The sequence below is a fragment of the Halorubrum ezzemoulense DSM 17463 genome (assembly GCF_002114285.1).
GTDB lineage: Archaea > Halobacteriota > Halobacteria > Halobacteriales > Haloferacaceae > Halorubrum > Halorubrum ezzemoulense.
The window spans coordinates 64,538-85,312 of record NZ_NEDJ01000002.1 but is presented as its reverse complement, the minus strand read 5'-3'; the positions used below and the strand labels follow the sequence as shown (position 1 = coordinate 85,312).

Sequence of the window (20,775 nt, the reverse complement as noted above, 5' to 3'; positions counted from 1 at the left end):
CCGGGTCCGGACGGTCAGTCCGACGCCTCGGTCTCCTCGGTCGGCGAGGGCAGTCGCAGGTCGGCGAACGCCTCGGTGTCGCCGATCCCCGTGACGATCTTGACCTCGTCGGTGATCGGGACGCCGACGCAGGAGAGGCGGGCGTTCGCCCCGCGGATCTGCTCGTCGGAGAGGATCGACTGCCCCGGCATCGCCACGTCGCCCTTCACCACGACCACGGCGCAGTTGGAGCAGGCGCCGCCGCGGCAGGCGTACGGCCACGACCGGCCGCCGCGCTCCGCCGCTTCCAGGATCGACTCGCCGGGCTCGACGAGGAAGCGGCCGTACTCCGGGAGGTCGAGGTCGGCGTCCGCGGCCTTCTCGAAGAGGTCCTCATCGTCCAGCGACCAGCCGTGCTCGGTCAGCGCGTCGCGGTCGAGGTGATAGACGGTGGACGGCGAGCCGGTGCGGACCGGTTCGACCGACCCCTCCGCGTACCGCCGAACCACGTCGGCCGCCTCGCCGACCGGCTCGTCGCCGAGGTCGTCGAACCAATCGCGGACCGTCGCGGGCGCGAGGTTCGACTCCGCGGCGACCGCCCCGATGTCGACCCCTTCGAGCCGGGCGACCGTCGAGACGAGCCCCGGGGAGTCGAGGGCCGCGATCGTCTCCTCGACCCACTCCTCGGAGCGGTCGTACCACGAAGCGAGTTCGGCCGTGCCGATACCTCGGTCGTACGCGACGGCGGTCATCAGCGCCGCGGTCGCCTCCGCCGACCGGACCTCCGAGAGCCACGCCCGGAGCCGGTCGGCGTCGACCCGTTCGAGTTGCCCCATGTCCGTATCGTTCGTTTCGAGGCCGTTAAACGACGAGCCTGAACAGTTAGGCTCTGGACGCGCCCCGGCCATCGCGAAATTCGTCGGCGCGCGGCCGACCGAAACGGGAGCAAAGAGTTTTGCCCGGCGCACGACACGGTCCGGTAATGGATATCGACGAGTACGACGTCGTCGTGGCGGGGGCCGGGACCGCCGGCTGCTACGCCGCCGCGACGATCGCGAACGAGGGGCTCGACGTCGTCATCGTGGAGCGGAAGGACGCCGAGGAGGCCGGCCCCATCGCCTGTGGCGACGCCCTGAAGGGCGCCGACGCCTTCCCCGAAGCGATCCCGAAGGACCGACTCGAACCCGCGTTCACGAACACCGGCGTCGACCACGGTCGCTTCGAGATCCCGCCGGAGGACACGGTCCTAGAGATCCCCGTCCCCGGCGAGCTCGCCGTCATCGATCGCTGGGAGTACGGCCGCCAGCTCATCTCCGGGGCCGAGGACGCGGGCGTCGACTTCCACTACGACACCGTCATCAACGACGTGAGACAGGACGAGAGCGGGCGCGTCACCGGTATCCACGCGGTGCGGAAGGGCGACCCGCAGACGTACGAGGCGGACGTCGTGATCGACGGTGCCGGGTCGCTCTCGCTGCTCCAGGACAAGGCGGACTTCGAGGGGACGACCTTCGACACGAACGTCCGGTACTCGCAGTTCTGCTCGGCGTACCGCGAGATCGTCGACGTGCCGGAGCCGGTCGAGTGGGACGACGCGCTGGTGTTCAAGGCGACCGACCGCGCGGCGGGCTACCTCTGGTACTTCCCGCGGACCGCGACGGAGATCAACGCCGGCCTCGGCTTCCAGATGACGGAGGAGCCGATGAAGCTCGTCGAGTCGCTGAAGAAAGACCTCCGCGACCGCCCCGAGTTCGAGGGCGCGGAGGTCCGCGACAAACTGGGCGCCGCCCTGCCCACCCGACGCCCCTACGACTCGGCGGTCGCGCCGGGGTACATGGCGGTCGGCGACGCGGCGGGTCACGTGAACCCGACGACCGGAGGGGGAATCGCCGGCGCGGCGTACGCTGGCAAGTACGCCGGCGAGCAGGCCGTGAAGGCCGTCTCGGACGACGACGTGAGCGAGGAGAACCTCTGGCGGTACAACACCCGCGTGATGGACCACTTCGGCGGCCGGTACGCCGGCCTCGACGTGTACAACGTCCTCGCGACTTCGGTCGACGTGGACAACCTCATGGGGCTGCTCGCGTCGCTGCCGGGCGAGAAGCTCGCGGAGGCGCTGTACGAGGGGTCGACCTCGATGTCCTTCGGGCTGAAGCTGAAGGCCGCGGTCAAGTCGTTCGGCTACTGGGGGACGATCCGGAACTTCTACCAGACGAAGTCGCTGGCGGACGAGCTGATCGGCCACTACGAGGAGTACCCGACGAGCCCCGCCGCGATGGCGAACTGGACCCGCCAGCGCGACGACATCATGGACCGCGTCTACGAGACGACCGGCGCCGACGCGAAGTACTGAGGCCGTGAGCGGCTACCGGCTCACTACCGTCGAGACGGTGCGCGAGCAGGGCTCGTGGGCGTTCACGGCTCGTGAGGGCGACGAGGACCGCGAGGTGTTCCTCGTGCCGTGCGCGGACGAGTCGGATGAGCGCGACGACGAGGACCCGCCGGTGCGCGCGTGGATCAACCGCTGTACCCACGAGGACCAGCGGCTTCACCGCGAGGCGGTGGGCGCCGTCACCCGCGGCGGCTCCGTCGTCTGCCCGAAGCACGGTTCGGCGTTCGACGCGTGCGACGGCGGCTGCGACAACGGCGAGGCGGCGGGCACGACGCTCCGATCGGTGGACGTGACCGTCCGCGACGGCGCGGTGTTCCTGACCGACGACGACCTCAGCTACCTCCGCGAGGGGTTGCCGGACGAGGACGACGACGACGGCGCGGGGCCGTCGTCGAGCTCGCACCTCACCTTCTGAACGGGGCGAGATTCGGCGGACCGGCGACGTCTACGGCTGCGCCTCCGCGACTCGCCGGATCGCGCCGGCGATCACGTCGATGCCGAGCGACAGGTCGTCCTCGACCACGTCGAAGTCGGTGGTGTGGTGCCCGCCCGGGTGGTCGGTGCCGACGCCGAGGTAGCAGGCGAGCCCGCCCTGATCTTGGACGCGGTTCATCAGGTACGTAGCGTCCTCGGAGCCGCCGAGGTCGTCGCTGGCGACGACGTTCGTGACGCCCTCGACGTCGCCCGCGGACTCCCGGACGAGGGCGGCGAGCGCGTCGTCGCTCGTCGCGCTGGGCGCCGCGCCGAGCGTCGACACCTCGACCTCGCAGTCGTGCATCGCCGCGGCGGAGTCGAGGATGCGGTCGGCGTGGTCGGACATGTACTCGGCGAGCTCCGTCGTCTGTCCGCGGAGCTCGCCCTCGATGTGCGACTCCTCGGGGATGATGTTCGTCGCGGTGCCGCCGCCGACGAGCCCAGCGTTCACGCGCGTGGGGCCGTCGGCGTGCCGCGGGATGGCGTAGAGGTTCTGGACCGCCGCCGCCATCGCCTGAACCGAGTTCCGACCCTGCTCGGGGCGCGCGCCGGCGTGCGCGGGCTCGCCGGAGAACTCCGCGAGGAAGTGCCGCACCGCGAGGAATCCCTCGACGCCGCAGACGACCTCGCCGGACGGGTGATCGAGGCCGACGTGGACCGCGTAGAGGTAGTCGACGTCGTCGAGGTGGCCCGACTCGGCCATCGGCTTCCCGCCGGCGACCTGCTCCTCGCCCGGCTGGAAGAACACCTTGAGCGTGCCGGAGAAGTCGGAGTCGAGGACGGCGTCGAGCGCGCCGAGCCCCATCGTCGCGTGGGCGTCGTGGCCGCAGGCGTGCATGAACCCCTCGTGCTCGGAGCGGAACCCCTCGGCGGTCGGGACGTGCTCGGCCGACTCAGACTCCGTGATCGGTAGCGCGTCGATGTCGACTCGCAGGCCGATCACGGGGCCGTCGCCGCGCTCGACGACCGCGACGCAGCCGGTGTAGCCGCCCGAGAGCCGGTCGAGGATATCCGGGTCAGCGCCCGCCTCGCGCGCCTGCTCCTCCCACTCCGCAAGCTCCTCGTCGCCGGGGACGTTCAGTCGCTCGTCGGTCGCCAGCGCGTCCGGGCCGACGTGGAGCTCCGTCAGGTCCCGCTCGCGGAGGGCCTCGACGATGCGGGCGGTGGTGTAGAACTCGCGCCACGCGGGCTCGGGGTGGCGGTGGAGGTCGCGGCGGAACGCGCGGTACTCGTCGTCTTCGAGAACGCTCATACCCGTGGGTGGCCCGGGGACAGGTTAAAACGTCGGCTGCCGGAGAGCGACGGGGACCGCATCGGAGCCGACCGCGGGCGGCTCACTCCTCGGCCGTCCCCATCCGCTCAGAGTAGTCCCACGCGTGGATCCGCTCCGGTTCGATCCGGATCTCGACCTCCTCGCGCTCGGATCGCAGGAGCCGGTCGGCGGTCGGGTTGTCCGTGCCGCCGAGGTACTTCGTCAGGAGCGACCGCAGGAGCCGCTTCCCATCGTCGGGTCGGACCGTCGCTCGGCCGCGGCCGCGGACCCCCTTGTACGGCGGGTCGTTCGTCGACACGTCGAAAGAGACGCTGTCGTCGTGGTCGACGAACTCGACCAGATCGGCGTTCGCGCTCGTCGCACAGCGGATCGCGCCGGGCGGCCGCGCCGCGCCGTCGCCGTCGTCTCCACCGTCGGCGCTCCCCCCGTCCGGGTCCCACGCGAACCACAGCGAGACGATCCACGGACGGTCGCCCGGGGTACGGCAGCCGAGGCGGACCGGGACGGACGCGGCGGCGAGGAACTCGTCGACGCGGTCGCGGTCCCACGGGCCGGTCGGGTCCATACCGATCCCACGCCCGCGCCCCGCCTAACAGTTGCGCCGCCCGGACTCGATCGAGGTCGGCGGCCGAACCACTCGGAGCCCGGCGGCTCCGGAACACAAGAGAATTGACGGTCCCCCCGCGAGAGGTGGTATGACCGACTACTTCGAGGTCCACGAGCGCGACGGCGCCGCCCGGCTCGGGGAGGTCCGCCTCGCCGAGCCCATGTCCACGCCGGCGCTGGCGGACCCGTTCCTCGACGACGCCGGAAGTCTTTGGGCCGGTGACCGCGAGGTCCCAGACGGCGACGAGACCGCGCTGACGGTGCTTCCCCACAGGGCGTTCCCCGCGGGGACCCGCGACGAGGTGCGCGAGTCGTTCGCGGTCGACCACCCTGGCGTCGCGTTCCCCTCGGCCGCGGTCGTCGACAGTCGGAGCGCCCGCGACCTCGGCGCCGACGCGTACCTGCTCTCGGACGCGCAGGGGTTCGTCGGCCACGGCGAGGCGTTCCGGGACGCGATCCTCCGCGCGAAGTCGGCGCTGCCGCCGGACGCCGCGCTCGGCCTCTCCGGCGTCGCGACCCCGCGGAACGTCGCGCTCCTCGCGTACGCCGGCGCCGACCTCGTCGACGCGACGCGCGCCCGGACGAAGGGGACGCAGGGGATGTACCTCACCGCCGACGCGGAACACTTCCTCGAAGACTTGGAGGAGCTCCCCTGCGCCTGCCCGGCCTGCGCGAAACCCCGAAGCGAGTTCACCCGGGACGACTGCGCCGACCACAACGCCAACGCGCTGCGGGCCGAGCTTCGGCGGGTCCGCGAGCGGATCCGGAGCGGCCGCCTGCGCGATTACATCGAGGCGCAGGCCCGCCACGAGGGGTGGCTCACGGCCGCGTTCCGCGAGTTCGACGACCAGTGGGGGTACTTGGAGGAGCGGACGCCGCTCATGCGCGACGCGGAGGTGACGGCGGCGTCGGCGGAGACGCTCGACCGCGTCGAGATCCGTCGGTTCGCCGACCGCGTCACGAGCCGCTACCGGAACCGGTTCACCGACCAGCCGCTCGTGTTGGTCCCCTGCTCGGCGACGAAGCCGTACAGCGACTCCCAGAGTCACCGCCAGTTCCACGACGCGATCAAGTGGCGCGGCCACACCGTCTCGATTACCTCCCCTATCGGCGTGGTGCCGCAGGAGCTCGAGACGACCTACCCCGCTCAACACTACGACTCGGTCGTCACGGGCGACTGGAGCGAAGACGAGATCGAGTTCGTCGCGGAGGTCCTCCGGCGGTATCTCGAACGCAACGACTACTCGCGCGTCGTCGCGCACGTCCCCGAGGACGGGTACCGCGAGATCTGCGAGCGCGTGGAGAGCGACCCCGCGATCGACGCCGACTTCGAGTACACCTGCGTCGACCACCCGACGACCGACGAGTCGCTCGGCGAACTGAACGCCGCCCTCCAGGGCGAGCCGGCGTACAGCAAGCGGGAGCGCGAGCACAACACGGTTCGCGCTATCGCCGATTACCTGCTCGGCGACGGCGCGGGCGACGACCTGTTCGGCGGTCTCGGCGCGAGCGGCGGAGGCGACCGATACGGCGGCGAGGCCGACGTCCGCACCACCGGCCGCTACCCCAAGCTCCAGGTGTGGGGCGACGAGCCCGACGCCGGCCGCGAGGGCGAGCCGGGCGAACAGCTCGCGACGATGGTCCCGCAGTACGGCACGCTCTCGTTCACCCTCGCCGGCGCGCGCCGCTGGGTCGAGAGCGACGCGCCGACGAAGCGGGTGGAGATCGATCAGTTCGTCCCGCGTGGCTCCGTGCTCGCGCCGGGCGTCGTCGACGCGGACGACGATATTCGGGTCGGCGACGAGGTCGTCATCGAGGGGCCGAAGGCGTTCGCGGTCGGCCGCGCGGCGATGTCTGGCCCAGAAATGGCGGGATCGACCCGCGGCGTCGCCGTCGAGGTGCGGCACGGAGAGGAGAAGTAACTGGACGGCTCCGGTGAACTCCTCGGCGGACGATCGCCTTCAGTTGTCGCGCCGGACCCGGAGCCCGTTTCGATGTCGGCCCGCTACGACTCGGGAGCGCTCCGCGAGAAGTTCCCCGAACTATCGGCGTTGCGAGCGCTTCACTCGTCGGCCTCGGATCCCTCCGCGCCGCCGAGTTCGGACAGTTCGGTTTCCAATTCCTCGGAGTCTTCGAGGAGCAACCCCGTCCCGCCCGCGGCGATCATACCGACGCCGATCGCACGGAGCTGCCGGAGGTACGCCGGCTTCGCTTCGAGTTCCGACGCGTTGTCGAAGTTCTTCCCGATCATCTTTTTGCTGAGCCTGACGCTCGCCCGCGGGAAGAGCGCGGTGACGACCCCTTGGACGAGTATCATTGCGGACCCGAATAGACGGCCTTTCTCACAGCCTTTCATACACGGTAGTACGTCTCGCCGCCGGATAACTATTGCCCCTAACACGCAATACCACCCCGTCAGTTTTCTTCAGATGCTCATTTCCAGCAACTTCCTCCGTATATATTGTGGACTATTTACAACACTATGTTTATCCGTAGGGCGCCTGTATACGACCTATGATGAGAGACGCTGAGGCGGCGGACCGATGTTGTGGAACCGCCGTCGCTGCGACCGCGAAGCAGCGCCCGACAGACTCGCCGCTCGGAGCCGACACCCCGTCGCGCGTCGGGCCGTCCCCGGACGGGAGGTCGGCATGACCGCACGGAATCCGATAGCCGCTCGGACGCTCGCCGTCCGCGGGGCCGGGACGTTCCTGATCGGGGTCGCCGTCAATCTCGCTCTCGGGTGGATCGCGTTGACCGGGGGTCTCGTGGCGTCGACGGAGGTCTTCCGGTACCCCCCGATCGTCGTCTGGACGCTGTTGGGAACGATCGGTGCGGCCGTTATCTACGGGGCGCTCACGCGTTTCTCCGCGACGCCGGACCGGACGTTCGTCCGCGTCGCCGTCGCCGCGCTCGTCTTGTCGTTCGTCCCCGATGTCGGCCTGCTCGTCGCCGTCGAGGGCGTGACGACGAGCGAGGCCGTCGCGCTGATGGCGCTTCACGTCCCGCCGGCGATCACCGCGATGATCGCGCTCCCGAACACTCCGTTCGGGCGTTAGCCAGCTTCCGGAGTTTACACCTTCGCGAGGCCGGCCGAACCCGCACTCCTCAGTCGTCGGCGGTCGCCTCGGGTCGGTACGCCTCGCTAATCTTCTTCCACTTCCCCGACCGGAACCGGAGGTAGTTGATCGCGGCGGGGATCGTCGTCTCGGCCATGAACGCGAAGTAGAGTCCCCACAGCCCGATCGCCGGGAGCGCCACCTCGGGGACCGTGAGGCCGACGAGCGGGAGGTCGATCGCGGGTGTCGCGTCGTGTGCGCCGACGTACGCGAGCGGGATCGACACGCAGAACATCCCGAGGAACTGGCTCGCGAAGGGGATCTTCGTGTCGCCGGCGGCGTCGAGGGGGCCGGCCGCCCCGCCGGAGACGCCTTGGAAGATCACCGCGGCGCAGGCCGCGTACACGAGGTTGACGGCGATCGGTATCTCCGGGCTGTCGGGCGACTCGGCGAACAGCGAGACGATGTCGGTGGCGAAGACGGCGATCAGCACCGCGGAGACGGCGTACGTCGCCACCGAGAAGCGGATGATGTCGCGGGCGTACGCCTCCGCTTCGTCCGGGCGCTCGACGCCGAGCTCCTGCCCGACGAGGCTGGAGGAGGCGAGGCCGAACCCCCAGCCGGGCGTGTTCATGATCCCCCAGATGCGGCGGGCGATGACGAACGCGGCCACGGTGTTTTCCCCGAACACGTCGAGGATGGCGAGCATCGGGAACTCGGCGGCCGTCCACACGAGGTTGCGCGCCCCGACCGGGACGCCGATCTCGACGAGGTCGCGGAGCATGCCGGGGTTCAGGTACGAGCCGGTCGGGTCGATCGCGACCGGGAACTCGCCGATGAGGGGGGCGCTCCCGCGCACGAGGCCGACGGTGAAGCCGCCGACCGCGAGCACGTTCGAGAGGACGGTGCCGACCGCGGCCCCCTCGACGCCCCAGCCGAACCCGAAGATGAACAGCGCGCTGAGGGCGATGTTCGCGACCGCGCCGCCGGCCCGGACCTGCATCGCGGTGTAGGCGTCGTCGCAGCCGACGAGGATGCGGCTCCCGACGAGGTTGAGAGCGGCGAACGGGACGCCGAGGCCGACGACGCGGAGGTAGTCCGCGCCGTAGGCGATCGCCGCCTCGTTGCTGCTCAACACGTCGATGAGCGCGGGGGCGAACAGCCAGAACGCCGCGCTGACCGGCAGCGTGATCGCCACCGCGAGGAGGACGCTGGAGCGCACCGCGTCCCCCAGTTCGCCGAACGCCTCGGCGCTGTACCGCTGGGAGACCAAGGCGATCGTGCCGCCGGCGACGCCGCCGCCGAACGCGAACGCGAGCCCCCAGTAGGGCCCCGCGAAGCCGACGCCGGCGACGGCGCTCGTGCCGACCGCGACGCCGACCATCGCGACGTCGACCGCGTTCTTCGACATCCGGGCGATCCCGGTGACGATCCGGGGCCACGCGAGGTCGGTGGTCCGCACCACCCGGTGACGGTCGATCAGCCCGGCCCTCGCGAGGGCGAAGCCGATGTAGAGGATCAGCGCGCGGAAGGGGTTCGGCAGCCGAGAGATCAGCTCGCGGAGGGAGTTCGGAAGGCGAGACACGGCAGATGCCCGCCTTTTCCGCTGGCGGCTAAAGGAGTTTCGTCACGCGGCAGGCGGTTCCGGATCGAGCGGGGGTCGCGGGCCGAGCCGTCGCCCGATCAGGCGCCCGAGACGAGGTAGACGGCCGCGGCGGCGAAGACGATCCCGAGCCCCTTCCGAGCCGTGAACGACTCGCCGAGGAAGAGGAAGCCGATCACCGACGAGAAGACGAGGAACATCGCGAAGATGGGCGTCACGACGCTCACCGGACCCGCGGAGAGCGAACGGTACAGTGCGAGGATCCCGATACCGAGGAACACGCCCGCGGCGAGCACGTGCGCCAGCTTCGGCGAGGCGAGGTGGCCGGTGAACTCCTGTCCGGTGTACGCGATCACGCCGAGCGCCATGGCGACGAGCAGCGTGTTCGAGACGACGACGGCGACGTCGCTCGGGATCGCGTTCGGACCGGTCGTGGCGACGCGCATCAGCGGCGAGACGAGCGCGTACGCACCCATGGCGAGCAGCGCGTACGGGAGGTAGGTCGTGGCCGTAGCGTCCATACCACGGGGTCACCGCCCGGAGGCAAGTGCCTATCGACCCGCGTTCGGCGGCGGCCCCAGCGGGGCCGACTCGTCGGCCGACCGCGAGTCGTCGGGAACGTCGCCTTCCCGGTCGGCGTCCGAACCGCCCCGGTCGTGAACCGGGACGCAGACCGTCACCGCCGTCCCCCTCGGCTCGCGCTCCGCGAACGATATCCGGCCGCCGAGGTGGTCGACGCCCCACTTGACGATCCACAGGCCGATCCCGCTCCCGTGGCGCAGCGGCGTCTCGGTGCCGCGGTCCAACACGTCGTACTCCGCGGGGTCGATGCCGGGACCGTCGTCCGCGACGGTGACCTCGACCCAGCCGTCCTCGACGAGGGCGTCGATCCGGGCCCACGGCTCGTCCGCGTCGTTGTGTCGGACCGCGTTCGAACAGAGGTTCTCCAAGACGACCCGCAGCACCACCGACACCGCGACGGACGGCACCGTTCCGACCTCGATCCGCGCGTCGGGATCGATCTCCCGCGCGTCGGCGACGGCCTCGTCGACCACGTCCGGCAGCGGCGCCGACCCGGACTCCTCGGTCGGGGCGAACAGCTCGCCGGCGGTCCGGGTGCGCTCGCTGCGTTCGAGCATCCGCCCGGCGCTCTCCTCGATGACCGAGAGCGCGCGTTCGTCCGTCGGGTCGGTCCGGAGCCGCGCGGCGTACCCCTGAATGAGGTTGGTCTCCGTCCGCACGTCGTGACGGAACACGCGGTTGAGCACGTTGAGCCGCTGCTGTTGGCCGAGGTACGCGCCGACGTCGTGGAAGGGTATCACTCGGGCGGTGGTGCGGTCGTGGTCGTCGGTCACGTCCCTGACAGTCGCCTCGTACGGTCGCCGCCCGTCGCGGCCGACGATCGGGACCGCTCGCGGCGCGTCACCCTCGGCGCCGTCTGGCTCGCTGACCGTCTCGTACTTCGGGACGACCGCGTCGGCGGGCTCGCCGATCGCCGCGCGCCGGTCGACGCCGAACGTCTCGGCCGCGCTTTCGTTCAGGTCGACGACGAGCCCCTCGGTGCCGACGACGAAGACGGGGTCGTGGAGCTGCTCGAAGACGAGCTGGCGCGCGCGGCGGCGCGGCGCGGGCGCGAGCGTCAGCAGTCGGAACCGCGACAGCGCGAGGAGGTATGCCACCCCCGAGACCACGAACACCAGCGGGGTCGGATCGAGCCCCGGGATCGGAATCGCGCCGGAGAGGTAGGCGACGCTCCCGGCCCACGGCGCCGCGGTCCCGACGAGCAGCGCCGCGCTCTGCCCGCGGAACGGGCGCGCGTCGTCGCGGATCAGCTGGATAAGTGGGACCGAACCGACGGCGCCGAGGAGGTAGGTGTACCCCGCGATGACGTAGTACAGCGGACCGGGGACGACGTCGAGGAACGTTCCGACCGCGGTCTCGCGCACGAATCGACCGACCGTGAGGAGGTTCCCCGGGTCGTCCGCGGCGGCGACCGCGACGGTGGCGACGGGCACGACCGACACCAGCGCAACGGAGAACGGCGTCACGTAGCGGTCGTAGCCGGTGTACGCCAGCGCGAAGAAGAGCCAGCCGACCGGGATGGCCACGACGCCGACCCACTGGACGTCGTACCACAGCGCCTTCGCCGGCAGCGTGGTCGCCTCCAGTTCGAAGACGAGGAACGTCGCCCACCAGACCTGCCCGGCGAGCAACACCGCGAGCCACGTCGCGCCCGGCTCCGGTCGCTCCCGCCACGCGAGGATCGCCGCCGCCAGACCGACCGTCACGGCGACGAGGAGAGCGACGGAGAGCGGGCTCAACGCGGCCATGCCGTTTTTTACACAGATCGGATTTATAACTCATCGGGTCTGTTCACCTAATTGAAAATTCCGGCGTCACCCGGCCGAACCTACCGGTGGGCGCCGCCTCACCCGCCGAGCGCGAGGAGCGCGACGCCGGCGACGAACGCGCGGTGAACAGCGCGCCCGCGTCGAACGCGGCGACCCGTCCGAGGGACCCCGCGGCGGGGGTGGTTGCGCGCGGACGAGACTGCGCTGCCGTGCCGTCTGGCGTCGACGGCCTGATCGGTTCGTTTGCCATGGAGACGTCCGCCGCAGGTCGGCGACGGACGTGCGTCGTGGGGTATCGATCTACACTTACCCACGCCGTGAGGCGTTAACAAAACGCGAGCGCTCGCGGTATCAGCGGGCTCGGTCGAACGACGCGGGCACCTTCGGGGTTCAGTACGCTTTTGACACGAGCGGCCGATAACTCGCGTATGGACGGAACCTTCGATCACGTGATGATCCGCGTCGAGGACTTAGAGGAGAGCCTCGACTGGTACCAGACCCACCTGAACTACGAGGAGAAGGGCCGCTGGGAGGCCGACACCTTCACCAACGTCTTCCTCGGTCCCGAGGACGTTCACGAGGACGGCGCGCTCCTCGAACTCACGTACAACCACGACGGCCGGAGCTACGAGCTCGGCGACGCGTGGGGTCACATCGCGGTTCGCGTCCCCGAGGACGCGCTCCAGGAGTCGTACGACCAGCTGATGTCGGAGGGCGTCGACGACTACCGCGACCCCGAGTCCTGCGGGAACCGCTACGCGTTCGTGAAGGACCCGGACGGCCACGAGATCGAGATCGTCAAGCGCGACCACGGCGCGAAGTGGAGCATCGACCACACGATGGTCCGCGTCGAGGACGCCGACGAGGCGCTCGGCTACTGGACCCGCAAGTTCGAGTACACCGAGTACCCCGGCCGCTGGGAGGCCGACACCTTCTCGAACTACTTCGTGGCGCCCGAGGACGCGCCGGAGGAGGCGATGAAGCTCGAACTCACCTACAACTACGACGGCCGGGAGTACACGATGGGCGACGCGTGGGGCCACGTCGCGGTCCGCGTCGACGACCTCGACGACGCGTGGGACGCGCTGATGACCCGCGAGGCCCCTGACTACCGCGACCCCGCCTCCTGTGACCACAACTACGCGTTCACGAAGGACCAGGACGGCCACGAGGTCGAACTGGTCACGCGGGACTGAGTCCGCCGCCGTCCGACTCCGTTTCTCCTCCGCGGTCGCCGTCAGTCTGCCGACTCGACCCCGGTGATATCGAAGCGCGCCCCCCCGGCCTCGCTCTCGACGGCCCGCACCGACCAGCCGTGCGCGTCGGCCACCTGCTCGACGATCCGCAACCCGAATCCGGTCCCCGACTGCGATGTGGAGTAGCCGGCGTCGAACACCGTCCCGCGCAGGTCCGGGTCGATCCCCGGGCCGTCGTCGGCCACGTAGAAACCGTCCGGCAGCGATCCGACCGTGACGGTCAGGTCCTCGCCGCCGTGTTCTATCGCGTTCCGGATCAGGTTCTCTAACAGCTGTTTGAGTCGCCCCTCGTCCGCGACCACCGTCCCCTCGACTTCGGTGCGCAGCGTCGCGTCGCTGGTGTCGACGGTCCGCCAGCAGGCGCCGACGACCCGTGCGATGTCGACCGGCTCGGCGTCGGTCACGGGGTCGCCCTCGCGCGCGAGCGTGAGGAGGTCGTCGATCAGCGCGGTCATCCGGTCGTGGGCGCGCTCGACCGCCGCCAGGTGTTCGCTGTCACACTCCTCGCGAGCGAGTTCGGTCCGGCCCCGCGCGACTTCGAGCGGGTTCCGGAGGTCGTGTGACACGACGCCGGCGAACTCCTCTAGTCGGTCGTTCTGCCGCTCCAACTCCGCAGTCCGATCCGCGAGGCGACGGGTGCGCGCCTCGGCCTGGAACGCCGTCTCGGCCGCGGTCGCCAGGATTCCGGCGAGGTACTCGTCGACGCTGCCGAGCATGCCCGGCTCCGTCTCGCCGATCGATATCGTCCCGAACTCGCCGATCGGAACGATGAGCAGGCTCCGGAGCGGCGTGTCGACGTCGAGCGCGTCGGTCGTCCGGATGTCGTCGAACTTCCGGAGCTCGCCCGCCTCGAACGCCGCCCAGTTGAGGCTCCCGCCGTCCGGCGTGAACGTCTCCCGCTCGGGCAACACCTCCGTCGCGCGGTCGGAGACGGCGACCGGGACCAGCCCGCCGGCCGCCTCGTCGTAGAGCCGGACGGTAACGATCGAGAACTCCAGGACGTCGGTGGCGGCCGCGACGGCCTGCTCGGCGATCGCTTCCCGCGACTCCGCGCGGACGAGCGTCCGCGTGGCGCCGTGGAGCCGCTCGACGCGGCTCTCGCGCTCGATCCGGTCGAGCGCCGCTTCGAGGTGGTCGGTGAGGATCTCCGCCACGAGGACGTCGGTGTCGGTGAACTCGTGCGGGTCCGGGGAGGAGACGACGAACAGCCCGTGGTCGCCGATCGGGCCCAACACGAGGCTCTCCGCCGGCGAGGGCTCATCCAACCGATCGGACGACGAGAGCTCGTCGATGACGACCGACCCCTCGCCGCGGAAGGCGCCCCACGCCAGCGCCGCGCGCGATCCTGCCGGCGCGTCGCGGTCGTACGACGGCTGCTCCTCGAACAGCATCGGCACAGAGTCGCCGAGCGCGGCCGGCTGGAGGCTCTCGCCGTCCTCCGAGAGCAGGTGGATCCCGCTCAACCCGGCGTCGATCAGGTCGTCGACCGCCTCGACCGCCAGCTCGGCCGCCTCGTCGGTGGTTCGCGTGTAGTTGAGCTCCCGCGTCCACTCCCGGAGGCTCGCGAGCGTCCGCTCGCGCTCCTTCCGCTCGGAGATGTCGCGCGTGGTGACGACGTACCCCTCGATGCCGTCCGTCTCGATCCGGTCGCTGCCGACGGACTCGAGCCAGCGGTAGCCGCCGTCGGTCGTTCGGAACCGGTACTCGGCGGTCGGGGGGTCCCCGTCGCCCTCGAGCGCGCCGAGCGCCTCACTCACGGCATCTCGATCCTCCGGGTGGATGTACTCCAGCGCCCGCTCGCCGAGGAGGTCCGACGGCGCGTAGCCGATCACGCTTTCGCACGACGGACTCAGGTACCGGAATCGCCAGTCGCTCGACAGCACCGTGACCACGTCGCCGGCGTGTTCGATGAACGCCCGGTGTCGCTCGCGCTCGCTGTCGTCGCGGACCACGCCGACGAACCGCCGCTCGCCGTCCGCGGTGAACTCACCGTACGAGATGGAGACGGGGACCTCGTGGCCGTCGCGGTGGAGCGCGTTGAACCGGACGTCTGACCAGTCGACGCTCCGCTCGCCGTCGGCGAGATACCGATCGACCGCCTCGAGGTGGTCGTCGCGGTGTCGTTCCGGTATCAGCGTCGTGAGCGGTTCACCCTCCAGATCGGCCGGTTCGTACCCGAACATCGGCTCGACGGCGGCGTTCGCGAACCGGATCACGCCGTCGGTGTCGACCGACAGGATCGCGTCCGACGCCCCTTTTGCGACCGCGCGGAACTGTCCGACGGCCTGCTCGGCCTCCCGCTCGGCCCGCCGCTGCTCGACGGCCTCGACGATCCGGTCCGCCAGCCGCTCGCACTGCTCCGTGTCGCCGGACTTCCGCATGTAGTCGGTGACGCCCGCGGATATCGCCTCGCTCGCGACCGCCTCGCTCCCCCCTCCGGTGAACAGGATGAAGGGAAGGTCCGGGTCGCGCTCACGGACCTCGTCGAGGAGATCGAGGCCGTCTCGACCGGACAACTCGTAGTCGGAGACGATACACTCCACGTCGCGCTCCGACAGCGTCTCGAGTCCGGCGGCCGCGTCGGGCGCCGTCTCGACCGCGATCCGGTCTCGCTCCTCCCGTAAGAACGACGCGACGACCGCACGCAGGTCCAGGTCGTCGTCGACGAGCAGGACCGGGATGCGGTCGGTCATACACTCGGATTACTTACCATTCGGGTATAACGGTTTTGCCCCGCAGGCGTCGAGCGGTCGGCTCCGTCCGAGCGGTCAGCGGTCGCCGGCCGCGATCGCCCGGGGCTCCCGAACCGGTCCGTCAGCCCGCCGCTCGCGGCTCACTCGTCTTCGGCCGGGGTCTCACCGGCGGCCGGACGGAAGGCGACCAGCCGCTCGCCGTCGGTGGCCCGCTCGCCGATATCGACCGTCACCGCGTCGCCGATCGCGACCGCCGGGGCGGCGTCGTCTCCGTCTCGCTCCGCGTCGCCGTCGCGGACCACGCCGGTGAGCCGCGTCGGGCCGAAGTCGACCACCGCGGTCGCGTACGGCGCGTCGTCGGCGAAGCGCGGCGAGGGGACGTGGACGACGCTGTACGTCTCGACGGTCCCCGTCTCGTCGAGGGGCTCCCGCGAGAGTTCGGGGGAGCCGCACTCGGGACACACCCGCCGCGGGGGAAGGGAACCGTGCCCCTCCGGGCAGACGACCGCGAACCCGTCCCCGTCTGCGAGCGCGTCGAGCCACTCGGCGTACTCTCGGTCCGTCGGCGACGAGGCGTCCGCCGCGTCCGCGCCGTCGTCGCTCATTCCGCCACCTCCAGCACGTGGACGACCGCGCTCGCGACGGTCCCGCCCGCATTGTGCGCGACGCCGACCTCGGCGTCCGGAACGTGGTCGCTGTTGGGGTGGTCGCCCCGCAGTAGGCGGGTCAGCTCCGCGATCTGCGAGCCGCCGGTCGCGCCGACCGGGTGGCCCTTCGCCTTCAGGCCGCCGGAGAGGTTCACCGGGAGGTCGCCGTCGGCGGTCGTGACGCCCTCTCGGGCCGCCGCGATCCCCTCACCCGGCTCGAACAGTCCGAGCGACTCCAGCGCCAGCACTTCGGCGATGGTGAAGCAGTCGTGGACCTCCGCGACGTCGACCGCGTCGGCACCGATGTCGGCGTCGGCGTAGGCCGCGTCGGCCGCGTCGTCCGCGGCGGGCGTCCGCGCGAGGCTGTCGCGGTCGCCGAGCGCCATCCGGTCGGTCCCCTGTCCGGTCCCCGTCACCGCGACCGGCGCGTCGAGGTCGCGGTCGGCCGCGTACTCCTCGGAGACGAGCACGAGCGCGCTCGCGCCGTCGGTGATCGGACAGGCGTCGTACAGGTGGAGCGGCTCCGCGACCGGCGGGGCGTCCATCGCCTCGTCGACGGACACCTCCTTCCGGTACTGGGCGTACTCGTTCGGCACCGCGTTGGCGTGGTTCTTCGACGCGACGTGCGCGAGGTCCTCGCGGGTCCCGCCGTAGGCGTCGAAGTACGCGTTCGCCATGAGCGCGTACGCGCCGGGGAACGTCACGCCCGACCGGACCTCGAATAGGTCGTCGGCGGCGATGGCGAGCCCCTCCGTCACCTCGTCGGTCGGGAGGTTCGTCATCCGTTCCATTCCGCCCGCGAGGACCACGTCGACGTCGCCGGCCGCCACCGTCCGGACCGCCTCGCGGACCGCGACCCCGGCCGACGCGCAGGCCGACTCGTAGCGCGTCGCCGGGCAGCGGACCCCGGCGGCCTCGGCCATCAGCGGCGCTTGGTGGCCCTGGTGCTCGGCGAGCGAGCCCATGAAGTTCCCGTAGTTCAGCTCCTCGACGTCGGACCGAGCCACTGCGGCGTCCTCGAACGCCCGGAGCGCGGCCTCCGCGAACAGATCGCGGCCGGTCCGTTCAGGGTGGCTGCCGAAGGGTGTGAGCCCGACACCGGCGACGCGTACCTCAGACATACACGAACGATGATCGGGGATGCGGTTTAGCTCTGCCGGAAGCGGGAGTCCCGGTCGGCGGACGGCGGAGCAGCGCGTGGGCGAGGAAGAGAAAAATTGCCGGACTGCGTCGAGGGTCTGCCCGCGCTCAGCCGATGTACCGGAGGTCGTCGTCCGGCACCGCCGGCCCCTCCTGCATCTCGCGGATCTTGCCGACGACCTCCTCCATCTCCTCGGCGCGGTCCTCGAGGCTCTCGTAGTCGACGCGCAGATCGAGGACGGCTTCGAGGACCTCCAGCACGGCCCGCGCGCTCTTCGGGTCGACGAGGTAGCCGCTCGTCTCGCCCATCAGGCACGTGGCGTCGAAGCCGCGGCGACCGCCGAGCCCCAGCACGAGGCCGGAGACGCCGACGATGCCGCCGGCCGGTTCGTCCGCGCGGAACTCGACGCCCGCGTCCTCCAGGTCGGCGGTGAGGTCGCCGTCGGAGACCGCGCCGAGGACGGTGTACTCCTCGACGAGTTCGCCGGTCGGGACGCCCCCGAGGGCGAACGCGCGCTCGGCGCCGAACTCCGCGGCGACGTCGAGGAACGTCGAGGTGAGCCGGTAGTGGCCCGCGTTCGACCCGGCTTGGTGGTCGCCGGTCAGCACGAGCAGGTCGGCGCCGTCCGTCTCGACGGCGTGGAACTCCGCGCAGGTCAGCTCCGCGACCCCCTCGTCGTCGACGCTCACCTGCGGGGGGAACTCCGTGGCGTACACCCGGCGGACCAACTCCCCGTCGAACTCCTCTAAGATGTGTTCGGCCGCCAGCTTCCCCACGTGGCCGACGCCCGGCAGCCCCTCGATCAACACCGGGTCGTCCAGCTCCGGCGTCGCGACCTCGTCGATCTCGATGTCCTCCATGTCCCGTCCGTCCGGGCGGCGGTCACAAGAGCGTGGCTATTCGCGCGTCGGTACCGTCCTCGCGACCGACCGAGGGGTCACTCCGTCCGTCGTCGCGCCCGCCGCCGGTACTCGCCGTACGGGTCCTCCGGCCCGAACGGGGCCGGCGCGCTGTTCTCGGTGGGACCGTCGCACTCCGGGCAGCGGTCGCCGAGCGCGTACACCGGTCGGTCGTGGACGCGCTCCCAGTTCGCGCAGACGCGGATATCTGATTTCACGGATAGAAGGGTCGTGTTACGGGAAAACGGTCGTGTCCTCGGCCGATCGGCGCTACTCGTCGTCTTCGCGGCGCTCGCGGTGGAACTCGCCGGCGCCGCCGGCGGCCTCGATCGACTCGCGGGCGCGCTCGGCGGCGGCCTCGAGCTGCGACTCCGCCGTCTTGTAGTTCGGCGCGCGGACCTTGATCCGGTACTCTGGTGAGCCGACGTAGCCGACGTCGAGGTCGACACCGTCCGGGATCTCGCCGTTCCCCTCAGCCGCCGCGAGGGCGTCGCGCACGTCGTCGACGCCGTCGGGGGCCGCGGACTCGAGGTCGACGTACCCGGTCACGTCGACGTACGGGACGGAGACGTTGTTGCGGGCGGCCGTGACGATCGCGTCGACGGTGTCGCCGTCGACGTCGACGTCGTCGAGCGCCTCGTCGCCGCTGATCGCGGCCGCCTCGAAGGCGTCGTAGAGGCTCTCGTACTCCGCGAGGAGGGCGTTCGCGACCGTCGTGTAGCGGTCGTCGTCGACGTCCTCGCCGAGCGCGATCAGCATCCAGTTGTCGGCCTTCTGGGCGTTCTTCCAGTCTTGGATCGTCTCCTTGCGCTGGTGTTCGTTGACGTCTTTGATCGAGAGGTCGATCTGGTTCGACGACTCGTCGATCTCCAACACCTTCGCCACGACCGTCTGTCCCTCGCGGACGTGGTCGCGGACGTTCTTGATCCAGCCGGAGGCGACCTCGCTGATGTGGCAGAGGCCGCGCTTGTCCTCGTACTCGTCGAGGTCGACGAACACGCCGAAGTCGGCTATCTCGTCGACTTCGCCAACCACTAGTTCGCCGGGTTCGGGCCAGCCGCTGTACTTCATGACGGAGATGCGAGGCGGTTACCGCGCCTCAACGGTTTCGACGATCTCGCCGTGAAGCTCGGCCTCACCGCCGGTCGGGGTCGCGAGGGTCGTGCCGCAGACCGCACACGACACCGTGGAGGAGGCCTTGCCGAAGACGACCTGTTCGTTCTCGCAGTCGCCGCAGGCGACGCGGTGGAAGTCTCCCGCCATGCTTACTCCTGGAACGTGAGACGGCCGGCGCGCCATCCCTCGCGCATGTGAGCCTTCCCGCAGTCGCCGCAGCGGTACTTCAGGTGGGTCTTCTTCGTCGGCTTGTCGCCACCGGGCACCTTCGAGTACCCGCCGGCGTTGCCGATGGTCGCGAGCGCGCGGCGTCGCTGCCGAGCGTCGCGTTTCATTCCGGTCGCGCGACCCGATCGAACCTTCTCCACCTCGTGCTCGTGGTGGGAGTCACAGTGGGGGCAGTACGTGTTGAAGCGGCGTGGCATTTCCATGGATATCGACCTTGAAACGCGGTTCGTCGCCGACGCTTAAAACGGGTTTGGTCTGGGGCGCCGGCGAGGCGCCGCCCCTGACCGAGCGTTCGATGCGCCGCTCAGTCCGCCCACTCTGCCACCGCGCGCACCGGCGACCCGTCGGCGCCGCGAAGGCGGAGCGGGAAGGCGTACAGCCGAAACCGCGACGGGAGGCCGTCGAGCGCGCGGAGGTTCTCGACGATCGGGAGCGAGTCGCCCAAGAGCGCGTCGTGAGCGGGGGTCCCGTCCGGCTCGTTCCGTTCGGACGACCGCGCGTCGGCCGCGCCGCTCGCCGCCGGCGTCGGATCCGGTCCGAAGGTGTCGAGGCCGACCCCGACGCCCGCGGCCCGACAGCGCTCGACGGCCGCCGCGGTGAGGTACGGGTGGTCGCGGTACCGGTCGCTCCCCCAGTGAGACGCCCAGCCGGTGCGGAGGACGAGGAGGTCGACGCCGGGGTCGAGGTCGCTCGGCTCGGGCAGCACCTCGGGCGGAATCGCCGCTCGCGGTTGCAGCGGTCGAAGGTCGACGAGGCGCGCGTCGAAGGCGAACCGACCGACCGGCTGGTCGTCGATCGCCTCCCCCTCGGGGAGCGTGTGGCGAGGCGCGTCGACGTGGGTTCCCGCGTGGGTGCCGGTCCGGAGTTCGCTCGTCGCGTACCCGTCGGCCTCGTGGGTCGCGTCGGGCGCGAGCGTCACGTCGGGGTCGCCCGGGTACGTCGGCATCCCCGTCTCGGTCGGTCGCGAGAGGTCGCGGAACACGGTCGGCGGTCGGACCGCGGCGCGGTTAAGTCGGTCGCCGTCAGTGCCCCCGACACGACGGGGTCGGCCCGCCGTC

At 70.7% G+C, this 20,775-nt stretch carries 21 protein-coding genes; 5 read left to right on the top strand and 16 right to left on the bottom strand.

The genetic code is table 11. The features are described 5' to 3' along the window. Positions 1 to 14: 14 nt before the first annotated feature. Positions 15 to 815 (bottom strand): ferredoxin Fer, encoded by an 801-nt coding sequence (gene fer, locus B9H04_RS19380; protein WP_049929643.1) that lies wholly within the window; start codon positions 813 to 815, stop codon positions 15 to 17. 146 nt (positions 816 to 961) lie between these two features. Between fer and B9H04_RS01185 the strand changes: the two genes are divergently transcribed. Together B9H04_RS01185 and B9H04_RS01180 are read left to right on the top strand one after the other, a co-directional pair. Continuing rightward, positions 962 to 2,332: a geranylgeranyl reductase family protein gene (locus tag B9H04_RS01185; RefSeq protein WP_085682376.1), complete on the top strand. Its 1,371-nt coding sequence runs from the start codon at positions 962 to 964 to the stop codon at positions 2,330 to 2,332. Between the two features lie 4 nt (positions 2,333 to 2,336). Next, on the top strand, positions 2,337 to 2,786 hold the full coding sequence (locus B9H04_RS01180) for a Rieske (2Fe-2S) protein (RefSeq protein ID WP_049929641.1): 450 nt from the start codon (positions 2,337 to 2,339) through the stop codon (positions 2,784 to 2,786). Between the two features lie 30 nt (positions 2,787 to 2,816). On the opposite strand, the gene B9H04_RS01175 is transcribed toward B9H04_RS01180, so the two are convergent. Next, positions 2,817 to 4,097 carry an amidohydrolase gene (locus B9H04_RS01175; RefSeq protein ID WP_085682375.1) on the bottom strand — a complete coding sequence of 427 codons (1,281 nt, stop codon included), beginning with the start codon at positions 4,095 to 4,097 and terminating at the stop codon, positions 2,817 to 2,819. 82 nt (positions 4,098 to 4,179) lie between these two features. Beyond that, on the bottom strand, positions 4,180 to 4,683 hold the full coding sequence (locus tag B9H04_RS01170; RefSeq protein ID WP_049929639.1) for a hypothetical protein: 504 nt from the start codon (positions 4,681 to 4,683) through the stop codon (positions 4,180 to 4,182). A gap of 130 nt (positions 4,684 to 4,813) precedes the next feature. Between B9H04_RS01170 and arcS the strand changes: the two genes are divergently transcribed. Next, positions 4,814 to 6,646: an archaeosine synthase subunit alpha gene (arcS, locus tag B9H04_RS01165; protein ID WP_049929638.1), complete on the top strand. Its 1,833-nt coding sequence runs from the start codon at positions 4,814 to 4,816 to the stop codon at positions 6,644 to 6,646. A 140-nt stretch (positions 6,647 to 6,786) separates the two neighbouring features. Here the strand turns inward: arcS and B9H04_RS01160 are convergent, their stop codons facing one another. Next, complete coding sequence (locus B9H04_RS01160) at positions 6,787 to 7,080, bottom strand: hypothetical protein (RefSeq protein ID WP_049929637.1); 294 nt, start codon at positions 7,078 to 7,080, stop codon at positions 6,787 to 6,789. 295 nt (positions 7,081 to 7,375) lie between these two features. On the opposite strand from B9H04_RS01160, the gene B9H04_RS01155 reads away from it, so the two are divergent. Beyond that, positions 7,376 to 7,783 (top strand): DUF6069 family protein, encoded by a 408-nt coding sequence (locus B9H04_RS01155; protein ID WP_139835019.1) that lies wholly within the window; start codon positions 7,376 to 7,378, stop codon positions 7,781 to 7,783. Between the two features lie 49 nt (positions 7,784 to 7,832). Here the strand turns inward: B9H04_RS01155 and B9H04_RS01150 are convergent, their stop codons facing one another. The 3 genes from B9H04_RS01150 to B9H04_RS01140 form a co-directional block, all read right to left on the bottom strand. Further along, positions 7,833 to 9,368 (bottom strand): MATE family efflux transporter, encoded by a 1,536-nt coding sequence (locus B9H04_RS01150; RefSeq protein WP_049929635.1) that lies wholly within the window; start codon positions 9,366 to 9,368, stop codon positions 7,833 to 7,835. A gap of 98 nt (positions 9,369 to 9,466) precedes the next feature. Beyond that, positions 9,467 to 9,907, bottom strand: a complete 441-nt coding sequence (locus B9H04_RS01145; protein ID WP_049929634.1) for an EamA family transporter — start codon at positions 9,905 to 9,907, stop codon at positions 9,467 to 9,469. Positions 9,908 to 9,937: 30 nt separating this feature from the next. Next, the gene (locus B9H04_RS01140; protein ID WP_085682373.1) at positions 9,938 to 11,716 is read right to left on the bottom strand and encodes a histidine kinase N-terminal 7TM domain-containing protein; all 1,779 of its coding nucleotides are present in this window, start codon (positions 11,714 to 11,716) and stop codon (positions 9,938 to 9,940) included. A 449-nt stretch (positions 11,717 to 12,165) separates the two neighbouring features. On the opposite strand from B9H04_RS01140, the gene B9H04_RS01135 reads away from it, so the two are divergent. Next, positions 12,166 to 12,933, top strand: coding sequence for a VOC family protein (locus tag B9H04_RS01135; RefSeq protein WP_049929632.1), 768 nt, complete (start codon positions 12,166 to 12,168; stop codon positions 12,931 to 12,933). A gap of 41 nt (positions 12,934 to 12,974) precedes the next feature. On the opposite strand, the gene B9H04_RS01130 is transcribed toward B9H04_RS01135, so the two are convergent. The 9 genes from B9H04_RS01130 to B9H04_RS01090 all read right to left on the bottom strand — a co-directional run bounded on the left by B9H04_RS01130 (position 12,975) and on the right by B9H04_RS01090 (position 20,699). Continuing rightward, entirely contained in the window at positions 12,975 to 15,686 is a 2,712-nt protein-coding gene (locus B9H04_RS01130; protein WP_049929631.1) for a hybrid sensor histidine kinase/response regulator, read from the bottom strand. 140 nt (positions 15,687 to 15,826) lie between these two features. After that, a complete protein-coding gene (locus B9H04_RS01125; protein WP_049929630.1) occupies positions 15,827 to 16,291 on the bottom strand; it encodes a Zn-ribbon domain-containing OB-fold protein in 465 nt (154 codons plus the stop codon). Then, the gene (locus B9H04_RS01120) at positions 16,288 to 17,454 is read right to left on the bottom strand and encodes a thiolase domain-containing protein (protein ID WP_049929629.1); all 1,167 of its coding nucleotides are present in this window, start codon (positions 17,452 to 17,454) and stop codon (positions 16,288 to 16,290) included. Before B9H04_RS01120 ends, B9H04_RS01125 begins: the two co-directional genes overlap by 4 nt. Before the next feature lie 127 nt (positions 17,455 to 17,581). Beyond that, positions 17,582 to 18,334 carry a proteasome assembly chaperone family protein gene (locus tag B9H04_RS01115; RefSeq protein ID WP_049929628.1) on the bottom strand — a complete coding sequence of 251 codons (753 nt, stop codon included), beginning with the start codon at positions 18,332 to 18,334 and terminating at the stop codon, positions 17,582 to 17,584. Positions 18,335 to 18,411: 77 nt separating this feature from the next. Next, a complete protein-coding gene (locus B9H04_RS01110) occupies positions 18,412 to 18,591 on the bottom strand; it encodes an RNA-protein complex protein Nop10 (RefSeq protein ID WP_049929627.1) in 180 nt (59 codons plus the stop codon). 52 nt (positions 18,592 to 18,643) lie between these two features. Then, entirely contained in the window at positions 18,644 to 19,444 is an 801-nt protein-coding gene (locus B9H04_RS01105) for a translation initiation factor IF-2 subunit alpha (RefSeq protein WP_049929626.1), read from the bottom strand. Between the two features lie 18 nt (positions 19,445 to 19,462). Beyond that, positions 19,463 to 19,636, bottom strand: coding sequence for a 30S ribosomal protein S27e (locus B9H04_RS01100; protein ID WP_004595868.1), 174 nt, complete (start codon positions 19,634 to 19,636; stop codon positions 19,463 to 19,465). 2 nt (positions 19,637 to 19,638) lie between these two features. Next, positions 19,639 to 19,920 carry a 50S ribosomal protein L44e gene (locus B9H04_RS01095; protein WP_004595867.1) on the bottom strand — a complete coding sequence of 94 codons (282 nt, stop codon included), beginning with the start codon at positions 19,918 to 19,920 and terminating at the stop codon, positions 19,639 to 19,641. A gap of 101 nt (positions 19,921 to 20,021) precedes the next feature. Continuing rightward, positions 20,022 to 20,699 carry a cyclase family protein gene (locus B9H04_RS01090; RefSeq protein WP_080508532.1) on the bottom strand — a complete coding sequence of 226 codons (678 nt, stop codon included), beginning with the start codon at positions 20,697 to 20,699 and terminating at the stop codon, positions 20,022 to 20,024. Positions 20,700 to 20,775 lie beyond the last annotated feature (76 nt).

Coding starts and splice junctions, on each gene's coding strand:
- fer (WP_049929643.1), bottom strand. CDS start 815: ATGGGGCAACTCGAACGGGTCGACGCCGACCGGCTCCGGGCGTGGCTC.
- B9H04_RS01185 (WP_085682376.1), top strand. CDS start 962: ATGGATATCGACGAGTACGACGTCGTCGTGGCGGGGGCCGGGACCGCC.
- B9H04_RS01175 (WP_085682375.1), bottom strand. CDS start 4,097: ATGAGCGTTCTCGAAGACGACGAGTACCGCGCGTTCCGCCGCGACCTC.
- B9H04_RS01170 (WP_049929639.1), bottom strand. CDS start 4,683: ATGGACCCGACCGGCCCGTGGGACCGCGACCGCGTCGACGAGTTCCTC.
- arcS (WP_049929638.1), top strand. CDS start 4,814: ATGACCGACTACTTCGAGGTCCACGAGCGCGACGGCGCCGCCCGGCTC.
- B9H04_RS01160 (WP_049929637.1), bottom strand. CDS start 7,080: ATGAAAGGCTGTGAGAAAGGCCGTCTATTCGGGTCCGCAATGATACTC.
- B9H04_RS01155 (WP_139835019.1), top strand. CDS start 7,376: ATGACCGCACGGAATCCGATAGCCGCTCGGACGCTCGCCGTCCGCGGG.
- B9H04_RS01145 (WP_049929634.1), bottom strand. CDS start 9,907: ATGGACGCTACGGCCACGACCTACCTCCCGTACGCGCTGCTCGCCATG.
- B9H04_RS01140 (WP_085682373.1), bottom strand. CDS start 11,716: ATGGCCGCGTTGAGCCCGCTCTCCGTCGCTCTCCTCGTCGCCGTGACG.
- B9H04_RS01135 (WP_049929632.1), top strand. CDS start 12,166: ATGGACGGAACCTTCGATCACGTGATGATCCGCGTCGAGGACTTAGAG.
- B9H04_RS01130 (WP_049929631.1), bottom strand. CDS start 15,686: ATGACCGACCGCATCCCGGTCCTGCTCGTCGACGACGACCTGGACCTG.
- B9H04_RS01125 (WP_049929630.1), bottom strand. CDS start 16,291: ATGAGCGACGACGGCGCGGACGCGGCGGACGCCTCGTCGCCGACGGAC.
- B9H04_RS01120 (WP_049929629.1), bottom strand. CDS start 17,454: ATGTCTGAGGTACGCGTCGCCGGTGTCGGGCTCACACCCTTCGGCAGC.
- B9H04_RS01115 (WP_049929628.1), bottom strand. CDS start 18,334: ATGGAGGACATCGAGATCGACGAGGTCGCGACGCCGGAGCTGGACGAC.
- B9H04_RS01105 (WP_049929626.1), bottom strand. CDS start 19,444: ATGAAGTACAGCGGCTGGCCCGAACCCGGCGAACTAGTGGTTGGCGAA.
- B9H04_RS01100 (WP_004595868.1), bottom strand. CDS start 19,636: ATGGCGGGAGACTTCCACCGCGTCGCCTGCGGCGACTGCGAGAACGAA.
- B9H04_RS01095 (WP_004595867.1), bottom strand. CDS start 19,920: ATGGAAATGCCACGCCGCTTCAACACGTACTGCCCCCACTGTGACTCC.